This is a genomic window from Cytobacillus kochii, from assembly GCF_044790165.1.
GTDB classification, from domain to species: Bacteria; Bacillota; Bacilli; order Bacillales; family Cytobacillaceae; genus Cytobacillus; species Cytobacillus kochii.
Genome location: NZ_CP085254.1, coordinates 3,656,630 through 3,682,655 on the forward strand (window position 1 = coordinate 3,656,630; position 26,026 = coordinate 3,682,655).

General features: G+C 36.8%; 26 protein-coding genes. All 26 read right to left on the reverse strand.

Going from position 1 to position 26,026, the window contains the following annotated elements:
• Positions 1–9: 9 nt before the first annotated feature.
• The 26 genes from LG276_RS18665 to LG276_RS18790 all read right to left on the reverse strand — a co-directional run bounded on the left by LG276_RS18665 (position 10) and on the right by LG276_RS18790 (position 25,865).
• On the reverse strand, positions 10–1,557 hold the full coding sequence (locus LG276_RS18665) for a lipopolysaccharide biosynthesis protein (RefSeq protein ID WP_251163348.1): 1,548 nt from the start codon (positions 1,555–1,557) through the stop codon (positions 10–12).
• Positions 1,558–1,592: 35 nt separating this feature from the next.
• Entirely contained in the window at positions 1,593–2,780 is a 1,188-nt protein-coding gene (locus LG276_RS18670; RefSeq protein ID WP_251163347.1) for a glycoside hydrolase family 88 protein, read from the reverse strand.
• Between the two features lie 11 nt (positions 2,781–2,791).
• Positions 2,792–3,979: a glycosyltransferase gene (locus tag LG276_RS18675; protein WP_251163346.1), complete on the reverse strand. Its 1,188-nt coding sequence runs from the start codon at positions 3,977–3,979 to the stop codon at positions 2,792–2,794.
• Positions 3,980–3,991: 12 nt separating this feature from the next.
• Entirely contained in the window at positions 3,992–5,170 is a 1,179-nt protein-coding gene (locus tag LG276_RS18680) for a glycosyltransferase (protein ID WP_251163345.1), read from the reverse strand.
• On the reverse strand, positions 5,170–6,330 hold the full coding sequence (locus LG276_RS18685) for a polysaccharide pyruvyl transferase family protein (RefSeq protein WP_251163344.1): 1,161 nt from the start codon (positions 6,328–6,330) through the stop codon (positions 5,170–5,172). The genes LG276_RS18680 and LG276_RS18685 overlap by 1 nt, the downstream gene beginning before the upstream one ends.
• A complete protein-coding gene (locus tag LG276_RS18690; RefSeq protein ID WP_251163343.1) occupies positions 6,327–7,376 on the reverse strand; it encodes a glycosyltransferase family 2 protein in 1,050 nt (349 codons plus the stop codon). The genes LG276_RS18685 and LG276_RS18690 overlap by 4 nt, the downstream gene beginning before the upstream one ends.
• An 18-nt stretch (positions 7,377–7,394) precedes the next feature.
• Positions 7,395–8,588: a glycosyltransferase gene (locus LG276_RS18695; protein ID WP_251163342.1), complete on the reverse strand. Its 1,194-nt coding sequence runs from the start codon at positions 8,586–8,588 to the stop codon at positions 7,395–7,397.
• The gene (locus LG276_RS18700) at positions 8,585–9,322 is read right to left on the reverse strand and encodes a glycosyltransferase family 32 protein (RefSeq protein WP_251163366.1); all 738 of its coding nucleotides are present in this window, start codon (positions 9,320–9,322) and stop codon (positions 8,585–8,587) included. The genes LG276_RS18695 and LG276_RS18700 overlap by 4 nt, the downstream gene beginning before the upstream one ends.
• A 35-nt stretch (positions 9,323–9,357) precedes the next feature.
• Entirely contained in the window at positions 9,358–9,672 is a 315-nt protein-coding gene (locus tag LG276_RS18705; RefSeq protein WP_095372106.1) for a helix-turn-helix domain-containing protein, read from the reverse strand.
• 10 nt (positions 9,673–9,682) lie between these two features.
• Complete coding sequence (locus tag LG276_RS18710; protein WP_281203079.1) at positions 9,683–10,864, reverse strand: DegT/DnrJ/EryC1/StrS aminotransferase family protein; 1,182 nt, start codon at positions 10,862–10,864, stop codon at positions 9,683–9,685.
• Positions 10,851–11,498, reverse strand: a complete 648-nt coding sequence (locus tag LG276_RS18715) for an acetyltransferase (RefSeq protein WP_251163340.1) — start codon at positions 11,496–11,498, stop codon at positions 10,851–10,853. Before LG276_RS18715 ends, LG276_RS18710 begins: the two co-directional genes overlap by 14 nt.
• 5 nt (positions 11,499–11,503) lie before the next feature.
• Positions 11,504–12,106: a sugar transferase gene (locus LG276_RS18720; RefSeq protein ID WP_251163339.1), complete on the reverse strand. Its 603-nt coding sequence runs from the start codon at positions 12,104–12,106 to the stop codon at positions 11,504–11,506.
• A gap of 35 nt (positions 12,107–12,141) precedes the next feature.
• Entirely contained in the window at positions 12,142–13,200 is a 1,059-nt protein-coding gene (gene galE / locus LG276_RS18725; RefSeq protein ID WP_251163338.1) for a UDP-glucose 4-epimerase GalE, read from the reverse strand.
• Positions 13,201–13,222: 22 nt separating this feature from the next.
• Positions 13,223–14,293 carry an EpsG family protein gene (locus LG276_RS18730; protein WP_224937953.1) on the reverse strand — a complete coding sequence of 357 codons (1,071 nt, stop codon included), beginning with the start codon at positions 14,291–14,293 and terminating at the stop codon, positions 13,223–13,225.
• Positions 14,294–14,295: 2 nt separating this feature from the next.
• Positions 14,296–15,204: a glycosyltransferase family A protein gene (locus LG276_RS18735; RefSeq protein ID WP_251163337.1), complete on the reverse strand. Its 909-nt coding sequence runs from the start codon at positions 15,202–15,204 to the stop codon at positions 14,296–14,298.
• A 1-nt stretch (position 15,205) separates the two neighbouring features.
• Entirely contained in the window at positions 15,206–16,327 is a 1,122-nt protein-coding gene (locus LG276_RS18740; protein WP_251163336.1) for a glycosyltransferase family 1 protein, read from the reverse strand.
• Positions 16,327–17,406 (reverse strand): glycosyltransferase family 2 protein, encoded by a 1,080-nt coding sequence (locus LG276_RS18745; RefSeq protein WP_224937956.1) that lies wholly within the window; start codon positions 17,404–17,406, stop codon positions 16,327–16,329. The genes LG276_RS18740 and LG276_RS18745 overlap by 1 nt, the downstream gene beginning before the upstream one ends.
• Complete coding sequence (locus LG276_RS18750; protein ID WP_224937957.1) at positions 17,369–18,532, reverse strand: glycosyltransferase family 4 protein; 1,164 nt, start codon at positions 18,530–18,532, stop codon at positions 17,369–17,371. Before LG276_RS18750 ends, LG276_RS18745 begins: the two co-directional genes overlap by 38 nt.
• Positions 18,529–19,410, reverse strand: coding sequence for a UTP--glucose-1-phosphate uridylyltransferase GalU (gene galU, locus LG276_RS18755; RefSeq protein ID WP_251163335.1), 882 nt, complete (start codon positions 19,408–19,410; stop codon positions 18,529–18,531). The genes LG276_RS18750 and galU overlap by 4 nt, the downstream gene beginning before the upstream one ends.
• A gap of 20 nt (positions 19,411–19,430) precedes the next feature.
• The gene (locus LG276_RS18760; protein ID WP_251163334.1) at positions 19,431–21,257 is read right to left on the reverse strand and encodes a nucleoside-diphosphate sugar epimerase/dehydratase; all 1,827 of its coding nucleotides are present in this window, start codon (positions 21,255–21,257) and stop codon (positions 19,431–19,433) included.
• A gap of 261 nt (positions 21,258–21,518) precedes the next feature.
• Positions 21,519–22,184 (reverse strand): CpsD/CapB family tyrosine-protein kinase, encoded by a 666-nt coding sequence (locus tag LG276_RS18765; RefSeq protein ID WP_224937960.1) that lies wholly within the window; start codon positions 22,182–22,184, stop codon positions 21,519–21,521.
• Complete coding sequence (locus LG276_RS18770) at positions 22,144–22,893, reverse strand: YveK family protein (protein ID WP_251163333.1); 750 nt, start codon at positions 22,891–22,893, stop codon at positions 22,144–22,146. Before LG276_RS18770 ends, LG276_RS18765 begins: the two co-directional genes overlap by 41 nt.
• A gap of 100 nt (positions 22,894–22,993) precedes the next feature.
• Complete coding sequence (locus tag LG276_RS18775) at positions 22,994–24,181, reverse strand: nucleotidyltransferase family protein (protein WP_251163332.1); 1,188 nt, start codon at positions 24,179–24,181, stop codon at positions 22,994–22,996.
• A complete protein-coding gene (locus LG276_RS18780) occupies positions 24,175–24,651 on the reverse strand; it encodes a lasso peptide biosynthesis B2 protein (protein WP_224937963.1) in 477 nt (158 codons plus the stop codon). Before LG276_RS18780 ends, LG276_RS18775 begins: the two co-directional genes overlap by 7 nt.
• Positions 24,644–24,943, reverse strand: coding sequence for a lasso peptide biosynthesis PqqD family chaperone (locus LG276_RS18785; RefSeq protein WP_224937964.1), 300 nt, complete (start codon positions 24,941–24,943; stop codon positions 24,644–24,646). Before LG276_RS18785 ends, LG276_RS18780 begins: the two co-directional genes overlap by 8 nt.
• Positions 24,912–25,865 carry an aldolase gene (locus LG276_RS18790; RefSeq protein WP_251163331.1) on the reverse strand — a complete coding sequence of 318 codons (954 nt, stop codon included), beginning with the start codon at positions 25,863–25,865 and terminating at the stop codon, positions 24,912–24,914. The genes LG276_RS18785 and LG276_RS18790 overlap by 32 nt, the downstream gene beginning before the upstream one ends.
• Between the last annotated feature and the right edge of the window lie 161 nt (positions 25,866–26,026).

A 26,026-nucleotide genomic window follows, 5' to 3' on the forward strand; every position in this document is an offset into this window, starting at 1 on the left:
ATATTAGTGCTAAGAAGAGAGCATTCTATCTCTTCGCTTCGCTTGCAAGCGTCTTAGTATAGTCAAAACCATTTTTAAAATATATTGGAATTCGTCCGTTCGGTAAAATACGATTATATATAATAAATTAGGTAGCACTAAACTGACAAATAAGTAAATAAGAAAAGTAGAAAAACTGACAGGAGAAAACGGCATAAGAATGACTTTCGTTAATAAATAAGCTACCATTCCTATGAACATAAGAGACAAATATGAAGTAAAATATTGTCTTACTGGTAGCTTAAACAATTTTTTATAGACCACATACGGGGTAAACCAAAACGGAACGAAAAGCGCACTAAGGAAATGCCCTAAAAATATGCCTGTAATCCCTAGAAATTGTACAAGGACAAGTGCAAATATTAAGCTGATTCCTGCTTGTAATAGCGGTGCATATTGATCTTCTCGAAATAAACCCGCTGTAGTTTTTATTGCCGATATAGAATTTCGCATGCCACGTTCATAGAACGTCAATAATAGAATGACGAGTAACGCTTCTTGATAAAACAAGAAGTCGCTTCCTAACCAGATTCTTATAAACGGCTCCAATGTAAATGCCAATACAATGGTTAACGAAGAATACAGCCAAAAATTCACTAAACGATAACATTTATAAATCGCTATGATCTTCACCATTGATTCATTAGCCACGAGATTGCCAACACTATGATACACATTACTAAATACCTGGTTAATAAACGTACGAGCAATATCAATGACCATTTTATAATTCGAATAAATCCCAACAGCCACTAAGCTAACAAAGGATGCAATCAGAAGATGCTCTGTCCCGAATAATAAATAATTCCCTATGTTTTGAATGACAATCGCCTTCACGTTGGTAGTGATTTGTCCCTTTGTTATTTCATCTAATTTACCCTCCACCTTCTCGCGCAAATATGGGTACATTCGATTGACCATCACAGCAAGGATAATGGAATTGGCAATTGTAATAACACTATCAATTATTAAATAAAGTAAATAATTGTGAGTATAAGATAAAATAGCTATTTTCATTACAGCCGTTACTATCGATGAAACCGTGTAAACGGCTGTAACAATATAACCACGCTGTGCGACATTCAGAAATGAATTTTTATGAATATAAAAATAAGGAGCAACTGTATTAAGCAAAAAGATAAAGTAAATGAGTTCTACATCTTCAATATTCGCCCCTTTTACAAAAAAATTAAGGAACGGAAAAAGCAATAAACCGAGTACGAAGACAATTGCTGCAATAACCATATACGCTTGACGATAAAATTTCATAAGAATGCGGATTTTCATATAATCATTGTCCGCAACAGGCTTATATAAACTGTACATAATGCTAGCACCTAGACCTGCTTCAGCGAGTGTAAGCATCGCTAAAAGATTCGTAAACAAACCATTAATACCTAAATATTCTACACCTAATGTTTGGATAAAAATCGTTCTTGATAAGAAGCTTAACATGGTGATAATCAACTGATTGGTTAAACCTGCTGTTATATTAATTAGAGAGTAGCGTGATCTCATTTTGTCCCCTTCTCACTTTTCTTTGTTCACACCCATTAGCTCACAGCTTGTCTATCTTTTTTTGCTTCCTGATATCTTCTTTTCTCTGCCAATAATTTTAGCGACATCCCTTGCGTAAACGGAAGGATATCAAACAATTGGGAATAAACGCCAATATCTTTTGTATCTCCTTGTGAGAAATCAATCGCTCCCGTCCTTCTTGTTACCTTCATCAAATAATGAATAGCTTTATCTCTACCTTGGCAACACTGTTCCGCAATCTCATCGATATAAGCAGCATGAGCTAAGAAATATCCTAATGTCGCCGTTGTCGAAGAGTCTGCTCTCGCTTCTTTTCTAGTCATTAACCAATTCCAGGAACCAGAGTCTTGCTGTAGACTCAAAATGACTTTTGCCAATTGTGTTATCCTAAACTCTAATTCATGTTTATAAGGATGATGATTCGGTAATTCCTTCCACGAATCAATCACGCCTAGTGCTAACCATGCCATCCCTCGTCCCCATCCATATAGTCCAGTCCCCACCTTTGATTTTATATGATAAGCATGAGCGGGTACTGCTATCTGACTACTCATCCCATGAGTAAAGAAGGATTCTATTTGATGAATTGCAAGGTCAATGCACTCCGGCTTATTATTTTTCACACCGTAAGTAATCAGAAAAGGACAAATAAAACCAATCGTATCGACGTACCGATAGTCTACCATCGACTTTCTATACATGACGGTTCCATCCTTCCCAATATGTGCTTGAATCACTTGCCACATCTCATCCATTGCTTGCTGATAACACTTACCATTTAGCCGATTATTTTTAAGGATTGCATAAGCTAAGATTGCACCATCTATCTGTTGTGGACATGTTTTCCATTCACCAGAGGAAGTGATTTTCTTATTGATAAAACGATCGACTTCTGAAATAAACTGGGGTGATGGTAATGCCAATAACAAAGCTGCCTCTTGCCAATATTGAATCTCGCCTCTTGTATATTGACCTTTGATGATATCTAAAGCCACCCAACGCCTTTGGTCGGTTAAAGGTACTTTCGGTGTTCGCTTTAACCAACGAGCCACTGTAGTGATGATAGGTTTCTCCCAATCGTGTTCATTTTCATATTTGCCAAAATGAATCCGCGAAAACCAAGTTTTGAATATAAGAAATAAATCCAAACCGATTGCTCCAACCAAAATCAGTATGAAAAAGGCTAACAGCCATATAATCATTAAAGATTCGCCTACCCTACTTTTATATATTGGTAAAAACGCTTGATTTCGTCTTCTGTTCCAAGTTTCTCTTTCCCTAGTCCATCCATTAACTGATGCTGTAAAGATTCATCTGCAAATAATTGTAGAATCGTTTCTGCAAGTGATTCTGCTGTCATATTTGCGATTAACCCCGTCTGTCCATGAATAATTTGATCGCCTGCTGTGCTATAGTTTGTGATAATCACTGGCTTATACAATATTTTGGCTTCTTCAACAGCAACTGACTTTCCTTCAAAGCGCGAAGGCTGAATATATATATCTGCCCACCGAATATATGGATAAGGATTCTCCTTTATTCCGATAAATTGCACTTCTTCTTCTAATTGATACTTTGTAGATAACTGGATTAAATTCTCCCTTTCGCTACCTTCTCCTAAGATGAGCCATTTAAATGGTACGCCTTTTTTCTTCAGTAACGCAGCTGTCTCTAAAGCTAAGTCAAAACCTTTTTGTCGATGTAATCGTCCGATAGATAAAAGCTTCAATCCCTGAAATGGTAAAGGCATCTCATTCATAGCTAACGTGTGAATAGTCGATTTAGATAAGATATTTTGTATGACTTTTATCTTCTGTTGATATTCTGGAAATTGTTGACGCAATACTTCGGCACAGGACTCTGACACTGTCATAATACCGTCCAACTGCTGAAAGTATGGAAGGTCCAACGTTCTATCCATGCCCATTTGTTTATAATCATTATGGATAAACCCTATTTTTCGCTTCGCTTTTACTTTTTCTAGACAAAAATAAATAGGATTCTTTTCTAAGAATCCTATGGCGACATCATATTCTTTTTTTACATTAGATAAGCATGGGGATATATATTTCCACACTTTTTGTTCACAAACAGCTCCATTTTTTTCCGTTCTAAAAATACGTGCTGCTTTTATACGAGAAATGGCGAGATTAAACTTTCGAGATGAAATAGCTTTTAACACATTTTCGATGACTCTGCCATCAAAGTAATGAAATTCCTCTTGTTCATTTAAAATGGTTACTTCATTTGGTACGATATTCAAAAATACGCCTTCCTTTTTAAATAATAGCAAGTCCACCTCATATTTTTTATAGTCAATGGCATGTAATAATGAGATAAGCGCCTTTTCTGCACCGCCACATTGGAGGTTATTCATCACAAAGAGTAGTTTAGTTTTCATGCTTTTACTCCTTTATACGATTTGATAAAACTTGTCTATTTCAGATTCTGTTCCATAAGAGTGCCCACTTAAATTGACTGTTAACTGTTCTCTTAAAGCATCATCTTTCATTAATAAGCTAATCCCCTTTTCAATCCCATCCACGCTTAAATCTACGATAAGTCCCGTTACTCTATCTATAATTTGATCTTTTGCTGTCGTATAGTTTGTTACGACAATCGGTTTGTGCATTATTTTTGCCTCGTCTATAGCAATTGCCTTACCTTCAAACCTTGAAGGCTGTACATAAATGTCAGCTACATCGAGCCAAGGATAGGGGTTCGCTTGTTGTCCAAGCAAGATGAAGTGTTCCTCTAGTTGATGAATTCTAATCAATCTTTCCAATTTGATTCTTTCTTGCCCCTCGCCAATAATGTACCATTTCAGTTTCATTCCTTTTCGTACTAAACGGCTACAAGCCTCAATTGCCATATCTAGACCTTTTTGCGGATGTAAACGGCCAATGGTTAGTAACGTTAACATTTGCTTTTGTAACGGTATGTTCTGACGTGACATTTCGTAAATGATTGTTGGTGACACAATGTTATGAATCACCTTTACTTTATATTTCAATGAAGGAAACTGTTCGATAAACACCCGCGCACATTCATGAGAGACTGTGACAATAGTTGACATTTCTTTAAAATAAGTATGATCGTATGTTGCATCCATGCCCATTTCATTGTAATCAATATGTACCCACCCAATTTTCTGTTTCGCATTTACTTTCTCCACACAAAAATATGTTGAAGATTTCTCTAAAAATCCGATCGCTGCATCGTACGTTTTGACTAGTTGTGGACATGCTTGTTTTAAATATTTCCAGGCATACTGTTCTTTCTGAGCTGTATTTCCCATTCTTCTATTAGCTAAAAAGTATAATAGACGGTTATACACGAGCTTCCACCTGCGCCTCTTGGCTAGAGCCCATATAGCTGAATGGACTGGTAAAGAGAAATGTTCAAAATCTACGGAGTGATTTAGCACAGACACTTGAGGAGGTAGAAACGATAGAAATACACCTTTTTTGGCAAAAAGAAAAACATCCACCTCATACTGGTCATAATCGATTTGTGATAGAAGATTGATCAAGCTTTTTTCTCCTCCACCTGCTGCTAAACTAGGGATAATAAATAATAGTTGTTTTTTCATTATCCTAGCAATTCCTTTAAAGAATGCACGGCTTCATACGAACGGTTTTGTATAATGGGGATGACTTTTAGCAATTGTTCTTTAATCTGGGCTTCTTGTTCTACCATTTCACCAAAATATTGAATCAGTTTATTACTATTTGACACTTCCTCAATCGAAACTACAAATCTTTCACTATTGAATAAGTCATAGGCGATACCTCTTGACTTCACACTATAGCCTAAAACGAGGGTCGGGACAAAACTGGAATAGGCTGCAATCGTTGCATGTGTTCTTGCGCCAATAAAAAAACGCATTTTTGCAATATACCCTTTATACTGTAATGCGTTTAAATGCGCTGGTAGCAATATGACTCTTCGTGAACTTTTATATTTTTGATAGTATTCTTGTAATAAATCATAATCATTATTCCCCTTTTGCATGACATGTGGTGTGAGCGCGATGACAGATTCGGTATTTTCTAAAATATATTCTATTAAATGAGATACAGCTTGTTTACTACCTTGATTCTTGCTAACTAAAAGTGGACTGATATTTAAGCCAATCGTATCCCCATCTTTCCAACCAAAGGGCAGGTCTACTTCTTCTTTCTCTAGTGTAAATGCAGGATCACCACAAAGTGACACATGATGAATGCCTCTCTTTTTTAACATTTGGTACGTATATGTCTCTCGAGCCAAAATTAAATCAAATATTTTGAGGTCTGCTAGCTTTCTTGCCGACATATCTTCCTCTCCGATCGAACACCCCCATAATACTAATTTTTTCCCTTTCTTTTTGACCATTTTATCCACTTCATACCAACCGGGTTGTTCACCATAACAGTAATTATCTCCGCCTATTGAAAGACAAATGTCAGCCACATCAATTTGATCAATCGTTTTTTGTTGCGCTTTTTGCAAGGCGTATGTTTCGTCTTGAAAAAGTTTATTCCGAATCGCAGCTCTCCACCAATCTGTTGAATATTTTCTTATAATTGTTTCTGAACCATCAAAGATTCCATCTAGCTGTTGTATATGTTGATCTGTTTCAGGATGATAAGATGAAAGAAAAACAACCACATCTTCCACTTTTTCTTTGAGCATAGTTGACGTTGATCGTACAATCGCCTCACAACCGCGATTCTCACTTCCTCCATGGGCAAACATCAATATTTTCATGAATGAACCTCCCCTTTTTTTCTATTTCGCCACCTACTATATGCCGTTGCACTATATAAACCAAGAAGCGATTGATGCTTTATACACTTCATTAAGAAGCGGTCATATCTGCCGAGCATTCTTACCTTTTCTAACGGGTAGAGTCGTAAAGCTTCTTGAACAACTGGATGATGAATCATTGTTTGTACATATTGCCTTCTTTCTTTTTTACTTAATTCATTTGTAGGTAAAATATAGATGTGAATATAAGCTAACACTTGTTGAAGCAGCTTCATAGCCTTTAATGTCTTGATTTGATGGCTACTCATTTCAATCTGATCTGGTATACTACGCTGATAAGAGCGTAACGCATGAGAAAAGTAATCTTTTTCTTGGAGATTTCTTGTCGCACTGCCTGCTACTTCACGATAATAATAACCAGGGAGATCGCTATAAATCGCTGAATTCGCACATAAAAAAAAGGACCAATTAAATTGTCCATCTTCCCCAAGCACCTCGTTTATCGGAAATTGCAGCCGAAGCTTATTCAATGTTTCTCTTCTATATAACTTGTTACACACACTATTAAAATCTTCTTTTTGTAACATGTGTGGAATGATAAACTCATGAATGTCCTTTTTATGTAATTTTACCCGCATTGGAAAGGGATAGCTAATCACTCTTTGAATGCCATTGACCTCTTCAACTAAGTGAAAAATAACGACCTCACTATCGAATTGATTAGCAAGCTGATATACGTGCTGATAAGTATTTTCTGTTATTGTATCATCAGCATCTATAAATCCGATATATTCACCTTTAGCTATTTCAATCCCCTTATTCCTCGCATAGCTGACCCCGTGGTTTTCTTGATTCAAAAGTTTAATGCGATGATCTTTTTCTTGATAAGCTTCAATGAGTTGTTGACTGTGGTCACTAGACCCATCATTGACGAAGATAAATTCACATTGTTGTAAACTTTGCGTAAGTAAAGATTGAATACATTCTTCCAAATAATCGGCTGCGTTATAAACGGGGATGACGACACTTACTTTCGGTTGTTCCAATGGCCCTATCCCCCTTTTTTATTCACAGATGGCATGTAATTTTTCAAGCTCGGCTTCATTACTAAAATTCGTTCGTTGACAATTCCTGCTCAACCTCTCCCTTTCCTCGGGATGTTCATATAGCTGAATAATGCTTGAAGCTAATTCTTCTGGATTGTTGCCAGCGATATAACCATCCACTCCAACACGAATTTGGCTTTTTGCTGTAGGATAATTCATAAGTAGTACTGGCTTTGCTAGTATTTGCGCTTCACTTACTGTAACGGCCTTCCCTTCATAACGAGAGGGTTGAACATAGAGGTCACATGCCTTCATAAATGGATAAGGGTTGACCTTTTTACCAAGTAATATAAACTGACTTTCTAAATGACAAGCTTGAATGAGTTGTGTCAGTTCTTTTTCATCTCCACCAAAGCCAATCACATACCAGACAATGTTGTGATAACCTTTTTCTTTTACTATTTTCATCGCCTGTATGGCAATATCTATTCCTTTTGCTTTTGATAGTCTAGCAACTGTTACAATGGTAAAACGATGATCTAAGAGAATAGGATTCTCGACCATTTCCTCAGACAATTCTTGTATAAAGGTCGGCGATATCAGATTTTCCATCACCATCACCTTATTGGCTAACTGTGGATAAACGGTAAGAAATGCTTCTCTACAAGCATCAGAAACTGCGATAATATGATCAAATAACCGCCAAACTTTTTCATCCTCATTCGTATCAATATGGAGAGAGGAAAAGTCAGTATGAATCCAAGCAATCTTCTTTTTAGCCTTTACTTTATAGGCTACAAAATGGTGGGGCCATAAATAACTAATAGCCACATCGTAAGTTTTATCCATTGTAGGAAGGAAGGGTGATGAATATTTACCGATTTGCTGCATCTGATAGTAACCCCACTCTTCATCACGTGCGTGCAGGCTTTTCCATTGTGTTTGCCATTTGGCTAATAGTCTTACAGAAGCCAATAGCATATGTTTCTTTTGGATTGTTTCAATAATGGACTGACGAAAAGTAGCCATACTTGAAAACTCTTGCAACAAATGCACTTGTTTAGGCAGCAAGTGAAAAAAATCGCCTTGATGACGATATAATAATAGATCCACCTCATACTTTTCGTAGTTAAGTTGTTTCAATAATTGTAATAAACTTCTTTCTACCCCGCCAATTTCCATATCATATGTAGCAATGAATATTCGGCTCATGACCTCACTCCCGAAAACTTCTTACGTAAACTAGCTAATTTTTCTCCGCCAATCAATTTGACTATATTCCTTTTCACCATTCGTTTAACTAACACATGAGGAGGCAACCAACTTTGATAAAAATGATGCTTCGTCACCGTGTCGTCTGATTGCAGGTCGCGGCAATTAATATAATCATATGGGGAGAAAATAGCTTGCTCAAATATTACCCCCAAATCTTCTATCACTTGCTTTTGTCCGTTACATATAACCCCTTTTTTCTTCATTTCTTCTGTTATGGCGGCAACATTTGTCCATTCGTTAAAAGTCCCGTCATCATTGATAAAATGATTAGATTGATAGGAATCTAAAAAATACTGGATAAGCGGATGCCCCTTACTGGCACCAATCGTACTTGTTGCAATATAATTGCCTTCTTCAAATCCCCAAAAGGATGGATAGTGAAGGAAACGATCAAAAGATTGATAAACCTCGACATCTGTATCAAGATAAACTCCACCTTCTGTATACAAAGCAAACATTCTGAAATAATCACTCACAAAAGCATATTTTTTCGCTTGATACGCTTCGTGTACATAAGCATTACATGTTACATCTACATTGCTTTCATCCCATTGCTTTAGCTCATAATGAGGGAGATGTTCTTCCCAGGACCTTATACACTGTTTCATTAACTCTGGCTTTTCCCCGCCACCAAACCAACAATAATGAATAATTCTTGGTATCTTCTCCATCATTCCAGCGCTCTCTTCCTTTTCTTAAAACTGAGTTATTTATTCTTTACTTCATAAATTCTTTGTTTAACTGTCTCCATCTGATCTTTTTCAATGCCTAACTCTCGCATTTCCTTAATAAGTATTTGCCATTGTCTATTTTGCTCCGTGATATAAACGCCTCTGATGACTTCTTCTATTTCAACACCGAGTACGAAAATAATTTTTTCAATGACTTGAATAGAAGGATTTTGATGGACCTCCCTTTCAATATTACTAAGATATGACTTCGCTACGCCCGCTCGTTCGGCTAGTTCTGTTAATGTTAATCCTTTTTGTTTACGTAGTTTGGCAATATTTTTTCCTATCATTATCTGCCTCCTATCCTAATAAATAAGGATGCAGATGAAGACTTGAGGTAATGGTCGTTTGAATACATTGAATTACTCTGTTTTGTTGCTCAATTGTTAAATCAGATCCTGAAGGTAAACAAATTCCTTTTTCGAATATCATTTCCGAGATAGATTCGTGCTCCACATCATGTGGATAAAAACTATAACCTTGAAATAACGGTTGTAGATGTAATGGTTTCCATACTGGACGAGCCTCTATATTCTCATTTCTAAGAGCGAAAATTAGCTCCTCGACGGTTACACCTATTGTCTCACTATCAATCAATATAGTAGTTAGCCATCTATTGGAATAGGTTCCCGGAAGCTCAGGTAAAAATGAAATGCCTTCTAATCCTTTAAGCCCTTCTTCATACCGCTGAAAAATTTTCCTACGTGCATTTATTCTGTTTTCCAGATAGGTCAATTGGGCTCTACCAATACCGGCAGCGATATTACTCATACGATAATTAAACCCGATTTGGCTATGCTGGTAATGTAGTGCTGTATCTTTTGCCTGTGTGGCTAAAAACGAAGCATATTCCACACCTTCTTTATGATTGGAGACGAGCATCCCCCCTCCAGAAGTAGTAATGATTTTATTACCATTAAATGAGTAAATACCATAACTGCCGATTGTGCCGGTTGGCTTCTCCTTGTAAGTAGAGCCGAGCGATTCAGCAGCATCTTCAATTAAGGACACACCATAACGTTGACAAACTTTTAGCAATTCATCCATTTTGGCAGGTTGCCCATATAAATGAACGACAATCACCGCTTTTGGTAAATTTCCATTTGCATTCGCTTCCTTTAGAGCTCTTTCTAACGCATCAGGAGACATATTCCAAGTTTCGGGTTCTGAATCAATGAATACCGGTTTTGCCCCAATATAAAGTATAGGATTAGCCGTAGCTACAAATGTAAATGTAGAACAAAAAACGGTGTCTAGAGAGCTAATACCAAGTGCTAATAATGAGAGGTGGATGGCAGCAGTACCCGAGTTCACCGCTAAGCAAGATTGCACATTCACAAGTGTTGACATTTCTTGTTCAAACAAATCGATATGAGGACCGACGGGTGCCACCCAATTATCCGTAAATGCGGATTGTACATAATGAATTTCTTCACCAGTCAAATGGGGAGGCGATAAATAAATACGCTCAGCCAATGTCATCACTCCATTTCAATATTTTCTTTGCTTGTGCGGGTAATCCCACTGCCATCACTCGCTCTGGTATTGAGTGAATCACTGTCGAGCCTGCCCCTATGACAGACCATTTCCCTAATGTTACTTGTGGAATGACAACAGAAGCAGAACCGAGATGCACCCCCTCTTCAACTTTTACTGATCCAGTTAAAGTTGAACGCGGAGAGATATGCACATAATCACCAATTTCATTATCATGTTCAATCACTGCTCCTGTATTAATGATTGTATGATGACCAATTACCGCATCCGCATTAATTACCGTCTGTGGCATGATGACGGTTCCTTTACCAATCATTGCGCTCGGACTAATACAAGCAGAAGGATGGATACAAGTGGTATAGTATTCTATTGGTAAAGCTAGCCTTTCGAACATTTGCTTGCGGATTTTATTATTGCCTATAGAGATAACCAACCTAATATTAGGGTTGATTTTTAGGACATCATGTATATAATCAATCGGTGCTAAAAACACATTCCCTTTCATTTTTAATGAGCGATGCTTATCATCAAAAATACCAACCACATTATTTTTTTGCATTGTAATAATGTCAAAGATTACTTTGCTATGCCCGCCATAACCAATTAATGCAATATCCATTTATGTCACTCTTTCATTTTTATTTGGTTTCCCTTAAACATTTCAGTTGTGGCAGCACCTGGCTGATTAATTCCTTCTGAACGGATGACCTTACTAATCGTAAGAAAAAGAATTTTTAAATCTAGTAAAAAATGTTGATGATCGACATACCATACATCCATTTTTAACTTTTCTTCCCAACTAATCGCATTCCGGCCATTTACTTGTGCCCAGCCTGTGATTCCAGGCTTGACACAATGTCTTCTTGCTTGTTCTGGTGAATATAATGGTAAATACGCTATTAGTAACGGACGAGGTCCAACCAAACTCATTTCACCTTTTAAGACATTAAGAAGTTGTGGTAATTCATCCAAACTATATTTTCTTAACTTGCTACCGATTTTGGTCAATCTTTTCTCATCTGGTAACAGATGACCTTGCTCATTTGTTTCATTAGTCATTGTACAAAATTTATATAAGCGAAAGGATGATCCATTAAGTCCAGGTCTTTCTTGTTTGAAAAAAATGGACGATCCGTTGATAAGTAAAACGGTAGATATAATTGCCATTACAGGTGCAAATAAAAGTAGCAGTATACATGCGCAAATAAAATCAAATAATCTTTTCATTTCCTTCCTCTTCTTATACGTCATCCGACATCTTATTAAGAAAAAGAAAAATCCCCACTTTGCATTAAGTGCGGATTTTTCTTATCACTATAACCAGCGGGGTTATTTTTCTGCCACCGCCAGGCGTCTATACACATTTCCTCTAATCCTCTTTGAGCCTTCCAGCCTAACCCCGTCGCTGCAGCTGTTGGATCAGCATAACTAATAGGGATATCACCCATACGGGCATCCGTAATGATATACGGTATATTCACATGATTTACTCTCTCAAAAGTTTGGACAATTTCTAAAACACTATAGCCTTTCCCTGTACCTAAATTATAAAAATTAAAACCGGTCTCCTTTTTTAATTGTTCTAGTGCACAGATATGTCCCTCAGCTAAATCCATTACATGGATATAATCTCTTACTCCTGTACCATCTTTAGTAGAAAAGCCATCGCCGAATATTTGTAATACCGGCCGTTTACCAATAGCTACTTGGGTAATATAAGGCATGAGATTATTAGGGATACCCCGTGGATCTTCACCTAAATTTCCACTTGGATGGGCACCGATTGGATTAAAATAACGTAAGCATGTAATCGCCCACTCATTATCGGATGCAAAAATATCTCTCAACATATCTTCGATTATTAGTTTTGTTCTGCCATATGGATTAGTTGCCGATAGATGAGCATTCTCCGCAATCGGTACCTGTTTTGGTCTACCATAAACAGTCGCTGAAGAGCTAAACACCAGTTTTTTTACGTTAAACTGTTTCATTACTTGCAATAAGTAAATCGTGGAAATGAGATTATTATCATAATAGGAAAGTGGATTAACAACCGATTCTCCAACTGCTTTATACCCGGCAAAATGAATCACTGCTTCGATTTCATTATCAGCAAAGACAGAATGAACTGCGTCTTTTTCCTTTAAATCAATCGAATAGTACTTTACCTCTTTCTTCGTCATATGCTCAATCCGCTGCACGACTTCTTGATTACTGTTGGAGAAGTCATCAAGAATAATGACATCCATACCACGGTTTAATAAAGAGACACATGTGTGACTGCCAATATACCCTGCTCCACCGGTGACGAGAACAATCATTTTTTCTCCCCTCTTTCTCTCGTTATCCTAACCAATCACTTTGATACTGAATATTTAAACTAATGACTGTTTCATAAAAATAATAGAAAAAATATAGCACAAGGATACAATAATAAATAAAGCGTTGATCCTTTGGTTGAAATAATTTGACTATCCAAGCAACAAGAATCAATTGATAAAGACTAAAATAAATAGAAAATCGCGCAAAAATCCAGTTTTGTGTAGAAATAATCATAAATACTAAACCAACTAGTGCCATATTCACAATAAAATCACTTTTAGGAAAGATAGTCCTTAACTTCTCTCTCCCAAGATAAGCAATGAATAAAGGGGTTGCTTCCACAGCGACGCGTAAAATATTTGCTCCTCCTTCTTGGAATTCTGCATATTGCCCATATTGGGTATCTTCTATCGCTGAAAAAAGGAGTGTCGAAAACTCATTAAAGCCGACAACAATAAGAACGGCAATCAGAAGTAATATCAACGTCGCTTTCGACCAAGCCTTATAACGTACAAAAAAGTAAATAGGTAATAAAATGAGCGCACTTTGATGAAAAGAAGAAGCAAGGATAACAAATAAAAAGTACACAGGCCAATTCCCATTTATAAGGAACTTTGTTGCCGCAAATACTATCGCCGCTGCTAAGCATTGGCGAATACCATTCATCGTAACTAAAAATAAACCACCAGTTATATAAATATAAATACTCAATTCAAATAATCTTGCATAGTGTGCGAGAACAAATACTATTAAACTGTTCGTCAATAACGAGACAACGAAAATTAAAACTTGCGGGTCATCAGTATAAAACTTCAGAACCATTTGTAATAATCCGAAGCCAATATCCTTTCCCTCTACTATTGTTGCCCAGCTAAAATCATTAACTTCATATGCATGCATATAAAAAAAGGTATCGCCAATATTGGTTCTTGCACCAGAAACAGCAATAAGAATGAAAGCAACAAAAGTAATCATCAGTTTATTAGGATAAACAGTCTGGACTGAATCCCCTACAAGTACAGGTCTAGAAAAGTATCTAGCTATTAAAGCCACACTAAAACTTGCGAATAAACACATCCAAAAAACAGTCATGATTACCGCTCACTTCCCATGGCATTCCTCTTTCGTTGCTCATAGCGTACATAAAATGAAAGTAGATATCCAAATGGTAGCGCAACAAGTGTCATACCTTTTAAAGGTGACGCTTGAATGAAGTGTTTCTTTTGACTTAATAAACAACTAGAAACGTAATGTATACATTCTCTTAACTTTTCTTTCAATGATGGAGCATGAATCATTGCTGTTTGACGAAAGAACGCAAAGCCTTTCGGGTTTTTATAATATTGATTAAGCATATTTAAACTCGATCCGTCTGGTAAATATTCGACATGGCATAATACTTCATTGAGAAGTAATAACGGTTTTAACTGATCAATAAAAATGTACTTATAGCTTAATGGGCAATACTTTTCTCCTGAGAAAATAGGATAGGCAGGGGTCGTTTTTGTCAATGCTGTTCGATAGACAAGCTTCTTATCACCCTTCACTTTATGAACACCATACAATTCCCCTAGAGTACAAGTAGACAAATCAGCGGGTAATTCGGTCCCTATGATATCCCCATTTTGATAGGCATCAAGCCCGACAATACCAGCTACCTCCTCACTTCCAAATTGCTTCCAATAAGTAATGATTTTCTGTACCGCATCCACTGGCATATAATCATCAGAATCAATGCAAACATTCAATTCTGTTTCGATTAACTCATAAGCTGTATTATGTGCCCCATGCATACCTAAATTTTCCTGGTAATGGTAGCGAATAGAAATGATTCCCTCTTCTATCCACCCTTGAACCAATGACCTTGTTCCATCATTCGAACCATCATCAATGATTAACCACACAAAGGATTGACATGTTTGTTTCTTTAAACTTTCATAGCCTAAATGTAGGGTGTAAGCACGGTTATAGGTCGGGGTAAAGATTGTTAATATTGGTTTCATCTTATCTCGTCCCGCTTGCATGATTTTTAGTCTCGTTATATTCGTTATAAAAGGTAGATAACCACTGACTCGTGGTCTCGATATCATAACCAGCTACTTTTAACGCCGTAGAGGTATCCTTATGTTGGTTATCTAATTGCAACAGTTTATCTGCCCATTCAGAAGCCTTTCTAGATAAGCTCATAAATGTTACCCTATTCGTCAGATTCACTTCTGCCGTTATCGTATCAGAGACAAGACAACTGAGACCTGCAGCCTGTGCTTCAATTAAAACTACAGGTAAACCTTCAAAATGAGAAGGGAATAAAAAGACGTCCAAGGATTGCAAAAGCGAAGGAATATCATCTCTAACACCTAAAAATTTCACTTGTTGTTCTAGCCCTAGCTTGTGAACTTTTTTCTTTATTTGTGGCATTAAGTCACCATCTCCAGCTAAAATTAAAACAGCGTCTTTTCTTTTATCAGATATAGATTGGAAAATATCTATGATGAAATCATGATTCTTCTGATAATTAAAGCGCCCAATATGACCAATTACAAAAGAATCATCCACGTCCAATTCTCTTCTTATCCGCTTTCGCTCTGGCAAATGATAAAGATATTGACTCACATTTACTGCGTTAGGTAAAACGGTTACCTTGTTCTTAGATGATGTAAATAACCATTCCCCAGCACGTTCTGAACATGCAAAGTAATAATTAGGATATTCCTTCATGCATAATCTTGCATACTTGCGAAACGGCCATTTAAAATCTATATGTAAATCACTCAAATGGCTATGCGCAATCCGACACGGCACTCCAGCATCATATGCTGCACGCATAACAAAACTACTATTTTCGTTTAAATGAGCATGTACAATTCGATAATATGGGTGTTCGGCAAAAAAGGTGTCCAATTGTCTAAAGTATTTTTGGTAATTGCCTGGGCGAATGGATGGCATATGAAATATACGACCACCTAGCCTCTTAATTTCCTCGTCATAATGACCTTCTTCCTGCCGATGGACAATGAAGTCAAATTGAATGCCAACATGCCTAAGCCGACGATAATAATTCATTAACATGGTCTCTAACCCACCACGATTCATAATCGTTACCACTTGCAACACTCTTAATTCCATTATGACCTACCCCCCCAGCGTTTTTTTCTTAATTTATCAATCATCATAAGCATATAGTAAACACTGCTAGCTGAACGTGAACGGGCACAAACAAAAAATACCCTCCAAACGAATGGAAAGTAGTTGAGTTCCAACGCTTTAAAAGCCTCTCTAACAATAGGTGCACTTAATATGTTATCTATTTCATTGATTTTTTCTCGTATCGTTAGTTGGCTTTTAGAAGCAAGAATATTTAAGCCTAAACCAATCATATTTAAGCAAATACGATTATTTAAAGCTGATTGAGCATGACGACTGAATGAATATTCCTTTATGCATTGATTCATTTCATCATAAAGTTGCTGCCAAAGCTGAAATAAATCCGATTTATATTCACTCGTTTGTGAATGTTCATTTTCTTTCCAGTAATGATATAAAGGCCGATCGACATAGACAAAAGAGTCAGCTAGGCTCATCACTTTCATATTGAAAAGGGTATCCTCATTTGATCCAATATGATGTAAATCTGTAAAAAAGATAGGTTGTTTTGTTAATAAATTTGTACGGTATAACTTTGACCAAACGGTTCCCATAGCATCAAGCATACTAGGATCAGATACTTCTTCCTTAATTGGACCTACTAATCGCCTGACAATTTGTTCTTTATAGGCTTGACCTCTATAGGTTTTTTCTTTCAAGTGATGGAAGTATCTTTCCTTAGAGAAGTGTTGATACGCTCGTGTGTATCGACACATAGCGATATCTGCCTGCTCTCGTTGAAGCGCTTCATATAATGCCTCATACATCTCTTGGTGAACCCAGTCATCAGGATCAACAAAACCAATATACTCTCCCTCCGCGTGCTTTAGTCCAAAATTACGGGCCTGGGAGACACCTTTATTCTCCTGGTAGAAGACCTTCAGCCTTTTATCCTTCTCTTGATATTTTGAAAGAATGTCCCCCGTTTGATCGGTTGAACCATCATTGACGGCAATAATTTCAATTCTTTTAAATGTTTGTGTGAGTAAACTATGTAGACATCTTTCAATATACATTTCCATATTATATATAGGCACGATAATGCTGATGATTGCTTTCATCTTTCTTCTCCTGCGTGTATTTAGCATAAAGGATCATTAATTCTTCCATGACGACTTCAGTTGAATACTTGCTAACAAGTTGCCTATTTGCTTTAGCGAACCTCTCTCTCTCTTGTTCAGAAAGTATAAGACTCTCCATTTTTTCGGCGAAACGATGCACATCAGTCGCTGCTATCAGATATCCATTATGCCTGTCCCTGATCAATTCATGATGCCCTCGATTCATAGTAGCTATAATGGGTAGGCCACAAGCCATTGCTTCCAAAATATTCACTGGGAGGCCCTCCCTAAAACTAGAAGCCACAGCCACATCACTCATTTGCAACCATTCCTTCACTTCATTAGTAAACCCGAGAAATACTACCTGACGATCAATTCCAAGCTCAGTAGCAAGTCTTTGACAATCTGATAACAGCGGTCCTTCTCCTGCTAATAGTAATTGGCTAGATGGGTGTTGTTTCGCTATTTTTTTAAACGCTTGTAGTAAAAGCCTTTGGTTTTTGTTTCGATTAAACTCTGCTGCATAAAAAAATAAAAAAGCCTCTTTTTCAATCAGATGCTTTTCTCTTAGTTTTTCCTTTATTTCCTTATCAATTGGCTGATATTGTGCCACATTGACGCCTACTCCATGGATAAAAGCTATTTCCTTCGCTTTCAATGCCTTAGTGGCTAAGGCATAATCTTCTTGATTAATCGTAATCAAACAATCCGTTTTCCGCGCCAAGGTTTTTTCAATAGGATAATAGATAAGCCAATTAAGTAGTGGGGCACCTTTGCAAAAATGAAATCCATGGGCAGTATAAAATAGTAATGGCTTCTTCTTCATACTAAAAGTCGCCAATCTCCCAAGTAATCCACCAGTGGGTGTATGACAATGAACAATATCGAATTGATGAATCTCCATTAAGCTTTTCAACTGCTTGTACGCATATAGATTGGCTTTTTTCAACGGATGCCTTTCAATTGGGAGGCGATGCTGTTTGGATACAAAAGGTAAGGTTAAGTCACCTTTAGCCGCTATATGTATTTCCCAACCTTGTTCGTATAGTTGTCGCATAAAGGGGAGATGAAATGCCTTGAAATGATAGTCGACTGTGGCAACTAATAGCAGTTTTTTTGCCGTCATTTGATTGGATATCTTTCTGTTATCGTTTGTAGAAAACCTAACAGCTCCTCTTGTAAATCCTTACGTTTTAAAGCAAATTCAATGGATGTTTGAATATAACCAAGTCTCTCACCAACATCATAGCGCTCTCCTTGAAATTCGAATGCAAATATCGGTTCACTATGATTTAAAGTGGCTAACGCATCTGTTAGTTGAATTTCATTCCCCCTCCCTGGCTCTTGATATGAAAGAATATCAAAAATACTCGGTGGTAGGATGTATCGCCCCATGATTGCTAAATTAGATGGCGCCTGATTAAGGTCTGGCTTTTCAATTAAAGAACGAACCGTATGAAGTCTTTCCGTCACTATTTCACCATCAATGATGCCATATCTTGATACTTCTTCGTCTTTCACTTTTTTCACCCCAAGAATCGTACCTTTATGCTCTTCATACTGTTCTATCATTTGAGCTATGCAGGGCGTAAATCCTTCAATAATATCGTCACCTAACAAGACCGCAAACGGCTCATCGCCAATAAACTTCCGTGCACACCATATGGCATGCCCTAACCCAAGCGGTTCTTTTTGTCTGATATAATGAAGGTTGGCCAGTTGAGATGACTTCTTCACTTCTGATAGTAATTCAAATTTACCTTTGCTCATTAAATTTTGTTCTAGTTCAAAAGAATAATCAAAGTGATCCTCTATTGCCCTTTTCCCTTTACCTGTAACAATAATAATATCTTCAATACCAGCAGCAACTGCTTCTTCTACAATGTATTGAATTGCCGGTTTATCGACAAGTGGTAACATTTCTTTTGGCATTGCTTTTGTTGCAGGAAGAAATCTAGTTCCTAAACCGGCAGCTGGAATAATCGCTTTTCTTACTTGCCTCATACTTACTCACTCCTTCTTCATTAAGATAGTGATAACATATTAGCAACTTCCTGCTGTTTCTCTGGCGTTTCTTTTCGGTTTGCAAGGGTTAACAAACGTTCTCTTAATTCCTCTTTACTGATCACAGGATATAGATCAATTAAACTTTCAATCTCCTCAATATAAAGAGTGGCGCTTTTCCCAATATAAATATGTGGGTAAATTTGCTGATCGCCCATCTCTTCTTTATTCAATAGTTCTTCAAATAACTTCTCCCCTTGGCGAATACCGGTGAATTTAATACTTATTTCCTGAGTTGTATAGCCGGAAAGTTTAATTAAATTTTTTGCTAAATCATATATTCTTACCGGTTTACCCATATCTAAAATAAATATCTCACCACCTAATGCTAGTGCACCTGCCTGTAGCACAAGCCTTGACGCCTCAGGAATGGTCATAAAATATCTCACCATATCAGGGTGCGTGACAGTAATTGGTCCCCCTTTTTCGATTTGCTTTTTAAAAAGGGGAATGACACTCCCTCTACTACCTAATACATTGCCAAACCTTACCGCAACAAAACGAGTTGCACTTACTTTATTCATTTGTTGAACAAGCATTTCCGCAAGACGCTTCGATGAGCCCATTACACTTGTTGGATTAACAGCTTTATCTGTTGACACCATTACAAATACATTGACTTGTGACTGATGAGCTGCCTCTGCCATATTCCTTGTACCAATTATATTATTTTTTACTGCTTCCTCTGGATGTTCTTCCATTAATGGTACATGCTTGTGGGCGGCTGCATGATAAACAACTGCCGGTTGATATTTTTTCATGACTTGAATCATGCGTTCCTTATCTTGAATATCAGCAATAACAGGAATCAGTTCGCTATCACTTTTCATATCTACCAGTTCTAATAGTATGGAATAAATGCTGTTTTCTCCATGACCGAGAAGAATCAAACGCTTTGGTGAGAAATTTAAAATCTGTCGACAAATCTCTGAACCAATTGAACCTCCTGCACCAGAGACAAGTACCGTTTGATTGGCAATATACTCCGAAATACTATTGTCCTCTAAGAGAATCGGCTCTCTCCCGAGTAAATCTTCCACCTTTACATCTCGTATATGATTGACTTTTACTTCTCCCATGACAATATCTTCAATAAAGGGTAGTGTTTGTGTCTTAATATTCGTTTTGGTACATTCATTAAAAATGATCTCGAGCTCTTCTTTTTTAAGTGAAGGGATAGCAATAATTAAATGCTCTATACCCATTTCATGAACAATCTCTCTTAATTGTTCAACCTTTCCTAAAACCTTTAAGCCTGCTAAATACAACCCTTGCTTCCTATAGTCATCATCAATAAACCCGACTGGAATTAATTGATCATGTCCTTGCATCAATTGTTTGGCAAGCATCCCTCCTGCTGAACCAGCACCAATAATTAACGTTTTTTTCTTATTCATAGCTAGCTCTTGCATTTGTTCTCTATAGACTCTAACGCCATATCTTGAACCTGTTAATACAATAAGCAGCACTAAACTATAAATGGTTGTAAATTGAGGAAGAAACGCTTTTATTAACATGTAGTATGTAATCATTGTTAAACAGACTGTCGTTCCCACAAGCCTGAGAATAATGAGAAATTCTCGGATACTAGCATAGGACCATAATTGCTCATAGAATTGCTGTTTATAAGCAAAGATATAATAAAATAGAAGTAATAAACTATAAAATATAATAGCTTGATTGTATGAGATAGAAGTTGGGAGTAATAGATACGTAAATATAAAAGAACTCAATAGTAATACTGCATCCATCAATAACGAAAATATCAGCTTTAGTCTGTATGACACAATATCATCCCTCCCTTGCTTCAGGATTTCAAATGCCTTACCATCAGTGAATGATTAGAACTAGCACAAGTCTCAACTCATGTATAGACATTTACAATTTTAAAAAGTAAAACAGGGCATCTAACCCCACCTCTCACCACACTCTTGACGACAAGGCGTCTAAGGTTTTTTTCAACCCACAGCATGACCGAGTATCTCTCTTAGATAAAGGCAAGGAGACATCACCTTAGGTATTCTTTATAACGAACATTTGTAAAAAAATTAATGGCTTCCATTCAAGATGGTGCCAATAATGTTCGACTTTGCATATTGTAGTGTTTTTTTAGCATTGTAGACATGTTCTGCTTTTGTTTGCCCTTGTTTTACGACGAGTATCACACCATCACTAACATTCGCTAACACCTTTGTATCAGTCACATCTAATAAACAAGGAGAATCAATTAGTATCACATCATATAATGGGCTAACTTTAGCAATGAGTTTCTTCATGACACTAGAACCAAGTAGTTCTGAGGGATTGGATGGAATCTTCCCACTAGGTAATAGTTTTAGACCAGGAATTTGCGTAGAAACGGTCACTTGTTCTTGTATTGCATCGCCTTTCAGTACATCTGTTAAACCAGGCTCTTGCGCTGCCATAAACATTTGATGTAATGCTGGATTTCTTAAATTAGCATCAATCAAGAGCACTTTCTCTTTTTGGTTCGCAATTGATACAGCAATATTGCCTATCATTGTCGTTTTACCTTCATAACGATCGGGTGAAGTAATAAGTAAGACCATATGCTTTTTCTCACCATTGATAAATTGGATATTTGTTCTTATCGTGCGGAATTGTTCAGAAATGATAGAATGGGGGTACAAATAAGTGACTAAGTTTCGTTCCTTATTGCTCGTACCGATTTTCCATTTCCGCATATTGACCATTAGTCTTTCTCCTTTCTTTCACTGTTTGTTTTTGTTTCTTTTGTTTTAAATTTTTCGTATGTATGATTGAGACAGTACCAATTGTCGGCACATCGATTAATCTCTCAAGCTGGCTTTCTGACTTTACAGAATCATTTAATGAGTCTAATAGAAAAATAAAGCCTATTCCTGCAACTAAACCTAACACCCCTGCAATCACAATGATATTCAGCCCATTACTTTCATTAATAGGGCTCGGGTTTGTTCTCGCCTCCGACAAAATGCTGACTTCATCAAAATCCATAATTGTGGGGATTTTTTCAATAAATACTTTTGCTGTAGTATTAGCAATTAAAGCGGCTCTTTCTGGATGTGAATCAACTACGGTTATATTCACCACCTGCGTATCATCAACACTCGTAACAGCAATCTTATTCGCTAATTGATCACTTGTTTCCGCTAATTTCAATTCTTTAATTACTTCCTCTAACACAACTGTGTCTCTGATGATGACCTGTAGAGTATTTCGATACCCTACTTCTGCCCCAATAATAATATTCGTATCGCTTTGATAAAGTAATGTTGGTTTATTTAATAAGTGATAAATAAAAGCAATCCCACAAGCAAGCAACGTAAAAAGGAGCACCAGCCAAAACCTTTTCTTAATGACTTTAAATAGTTCAGGTAATTGTATTTCTTTAGCCCCAGGTTCATTCAAATATCTGTTCATTTGTAATCCACCTTTTGTATTTTCTTTATAAAGAACAAAAAGAGTAAAAAAATATAATTAGATTAGGTTTATTTCATTTTAGTTCTTTATAAAGAACAAGTCAACAAGTTTTCTTTCTTGCATTTTGTAGCATTTGCCGTTTCCTATTTAGCCATAGAAAAGGTTTTATCACATAATAGAGTGGGAACAATTTTTTCGGTAACGGGAATGCTTGATAATCTTCGGACAAAGGATAGAACCATTGCAAATAATGAATGAATTTCTGCTTCAAAGTAAATAAACTGCGTAAATATTGCGCATGATAATGAGCAATTTCCTTTGGTACATCATGATCATGTAACGAAACCAATTGGTGAAAATAAAACGATGCCCCTCTTGCTAACTTTATTGATGCGCGCTTATCCATGCATGTTGATTTTACATTTGAATTAAATAGTTTCACTGATAATAATAATGCCTGCCCAGCGATTTTATCGTATTGGTATTGGGTTAAATGATGTGACCATTCCTTATCATTCACAAAACTTCCCTGTAACAAGATCTGATGAATATCAAACAGCCATCTTAACCTTGACCAACCGTGTCTAGCACCGTGAGTGCTTAAGAAATAGAATAAATCTTTTTCACCTAAATAAGGAAAGCTGATTTGACTACTCCATTGACTTTCTCTTCTTCTCTCCCATAACTCGGTAAAATGGGGTTCTGTGCTTGGTGCAGGGTGAAGACGCCAGTGAACTTCTACCTTCGTTCGATGTTGCTTATGAAAATAGGTAAAGTGATGATGTCGCCACTTCCAATCATCCATCACCGATTCAATATATTCATCTTTTTCATAACCTTGTAGGAGCATTAATTGTTCTGCTTGTTCAATACGTTCAATCGGCACAAGCAAATCAATATCAGCACAAGTACGCAAAGACAGATCTCCGTAAAGCTCTTTAGCTAGGATGGGACCTTTGAGAAAAAGAAGCGGTAGAGATGCTTGTTGAAACTGCAAATAGAGTGTATGCATTTCCGCAGTCAAATGCAGCATACGATAGATGTTCTGCTCATAATCTTTCTTTATTGTTGTAAATATATATGCTGGCATCTTACCAGCTACCTTTTGTTCATTGATTGCATGATATATTTGCGGGAATATTCGATGATGCTTTACTGCTAGCAGGAACTGATCCCAATCTACCTTGCTACATAATGAAAGTACTAATTGCTTTTCATTTTTCATCAATGATAAGATCAGCTGCATTTCTAAAGGTAAATTTTGATTATCAAATGACGTTCTTACCATCTCTCCTTCTCCTTTTTCGGTATACATGCAAACATACTAACAATTGTAAACTTATCTTTTTCATGCGCCCCGCTCAGAAAGAAAGTACCACTTCTTAACCATGCATGAGCGACAAACTCACCATAATCATCCCTTGCAGTCCCTAAATATAAAGTACTTTCTATTCCTCTTCTTTCAAGCATTTTCATACAAGCAACAGCCTTCACTAAGCATTCACTCTCCCAAAACGTATAACGGCTCATATGATGTACTGCTTCAGAAATTTGTTGAATAGGATTCTCTCTATGAAGGTCCTGCGTTTGTTCTGTCTCTTTCATATGCTTACCTAATAGATGGGAAACTTTAGAAAATGGTAACTGCTTATAAATTCTTGCATAAGCTAGGTAAATTAGGGCCTCTATTAATAATCGTTTTTTCTCCCAGGGAAGAGCAAGAAAATGTTTAAGTTTATGAAAAAGTATTCTATTCATGTTGATGTACTTCAATAAGCCCTTCTTTTAAAAGCTGATCAAGAAAGAAAAACACCTCTTCTTCACACTTGATTTGCTCCACTTCGTATTCTGCTTGCATTTGCACAATGAGAGAAGAGATTAACACGCCTTCTTGCATCTTTCCCCAGATTTCACCACCAATGACACCTAAATTATAATACTTTCCGTTTTCAATATTCAGCATCACTTTCTCACCGTTCATATCACTTACCATATTTCCACTTACTTGTTTCACGATATCATTGATTGACAATGGCTTCTTTGTTATCATTCTGCTCCTCCTCAAACAAGTTATGAATCGTATCTGCCAGCTCATATGCTGAAAATAAGTTCGACCGTTCGATCGCATACATAGGAATTTGACTAGCAATCTTAACCGATAAGTCAAAATGCCAAGTTAATAGTCCTAACCGCCCGATCATAAAAGGACGATATGTATGAGTATCCAAAACTTCAATTTTTTGCAACCCACTTAAAGGGTGTATTTCTTTTGGTCTTTCATTCACCTGATGTAGGACGAAAATACCTGCAAGTGGAACCGAGTGATGTGTAAATACATTCTGTACAGGTATCGCATATTTATTTTCTCTATCAAAAAGAGGATGATAACTTGTAACCGATAAACCTAACTTCTTAATACTTTCATCCCATAGTTTTTGTTGTGGGTAGCTCGGTACTACATAGGCTATGCCGTTTACTAATTGAATAGGTATGACATCATCACTTAATAGCGACCATCCTTTAAGAATAAGCGTCGAAGCTAGTGTCGACTTTCCTGCCCCTGAATCTCCGACAATTAAATAGGCTTTGCCATCCTTCATTACTGCACTTCCATGAAGGGGTAGTATCCGCCTTTGCATTAACAGTACACCCATACACGATCCTAATATAAACAAACGGATTTTATCTATTGAACTACTAGGATGGGGATCAAAATAAATGATCCTGCCCCCCTCAATATAGAAAGTTGCCGTTTCATTAACGGTAAATAGAACGGATTGATCTGTTAATACTTTAAATTTTCTTTTCTCTCCATAATTATCCCATATAGATGATAAGTCTCTTTGTTTAATACAGATCTTCTCAAAAGGATTAGAAGGCTCAGACTCTTCGCTAGCAACGAGTTCTTTAAATGGTATATCACTTAATACATATAAACCGAATGCTCGATATTTATGTGTCTTCTTTTCCAAAACGTTCCTCCTTTCTAAGAAAAGCGCCAGACGCCACTGCCTATAAGCGTAAAAGAAAGGACTCTGCTTATCCTGTTTTTTTAAGCTATACTTAAAAGCAATAGCGTCCATATTTAGCGCACGAAACGTCAATTAAACTTATTATCTCTCCAACTCTTTTT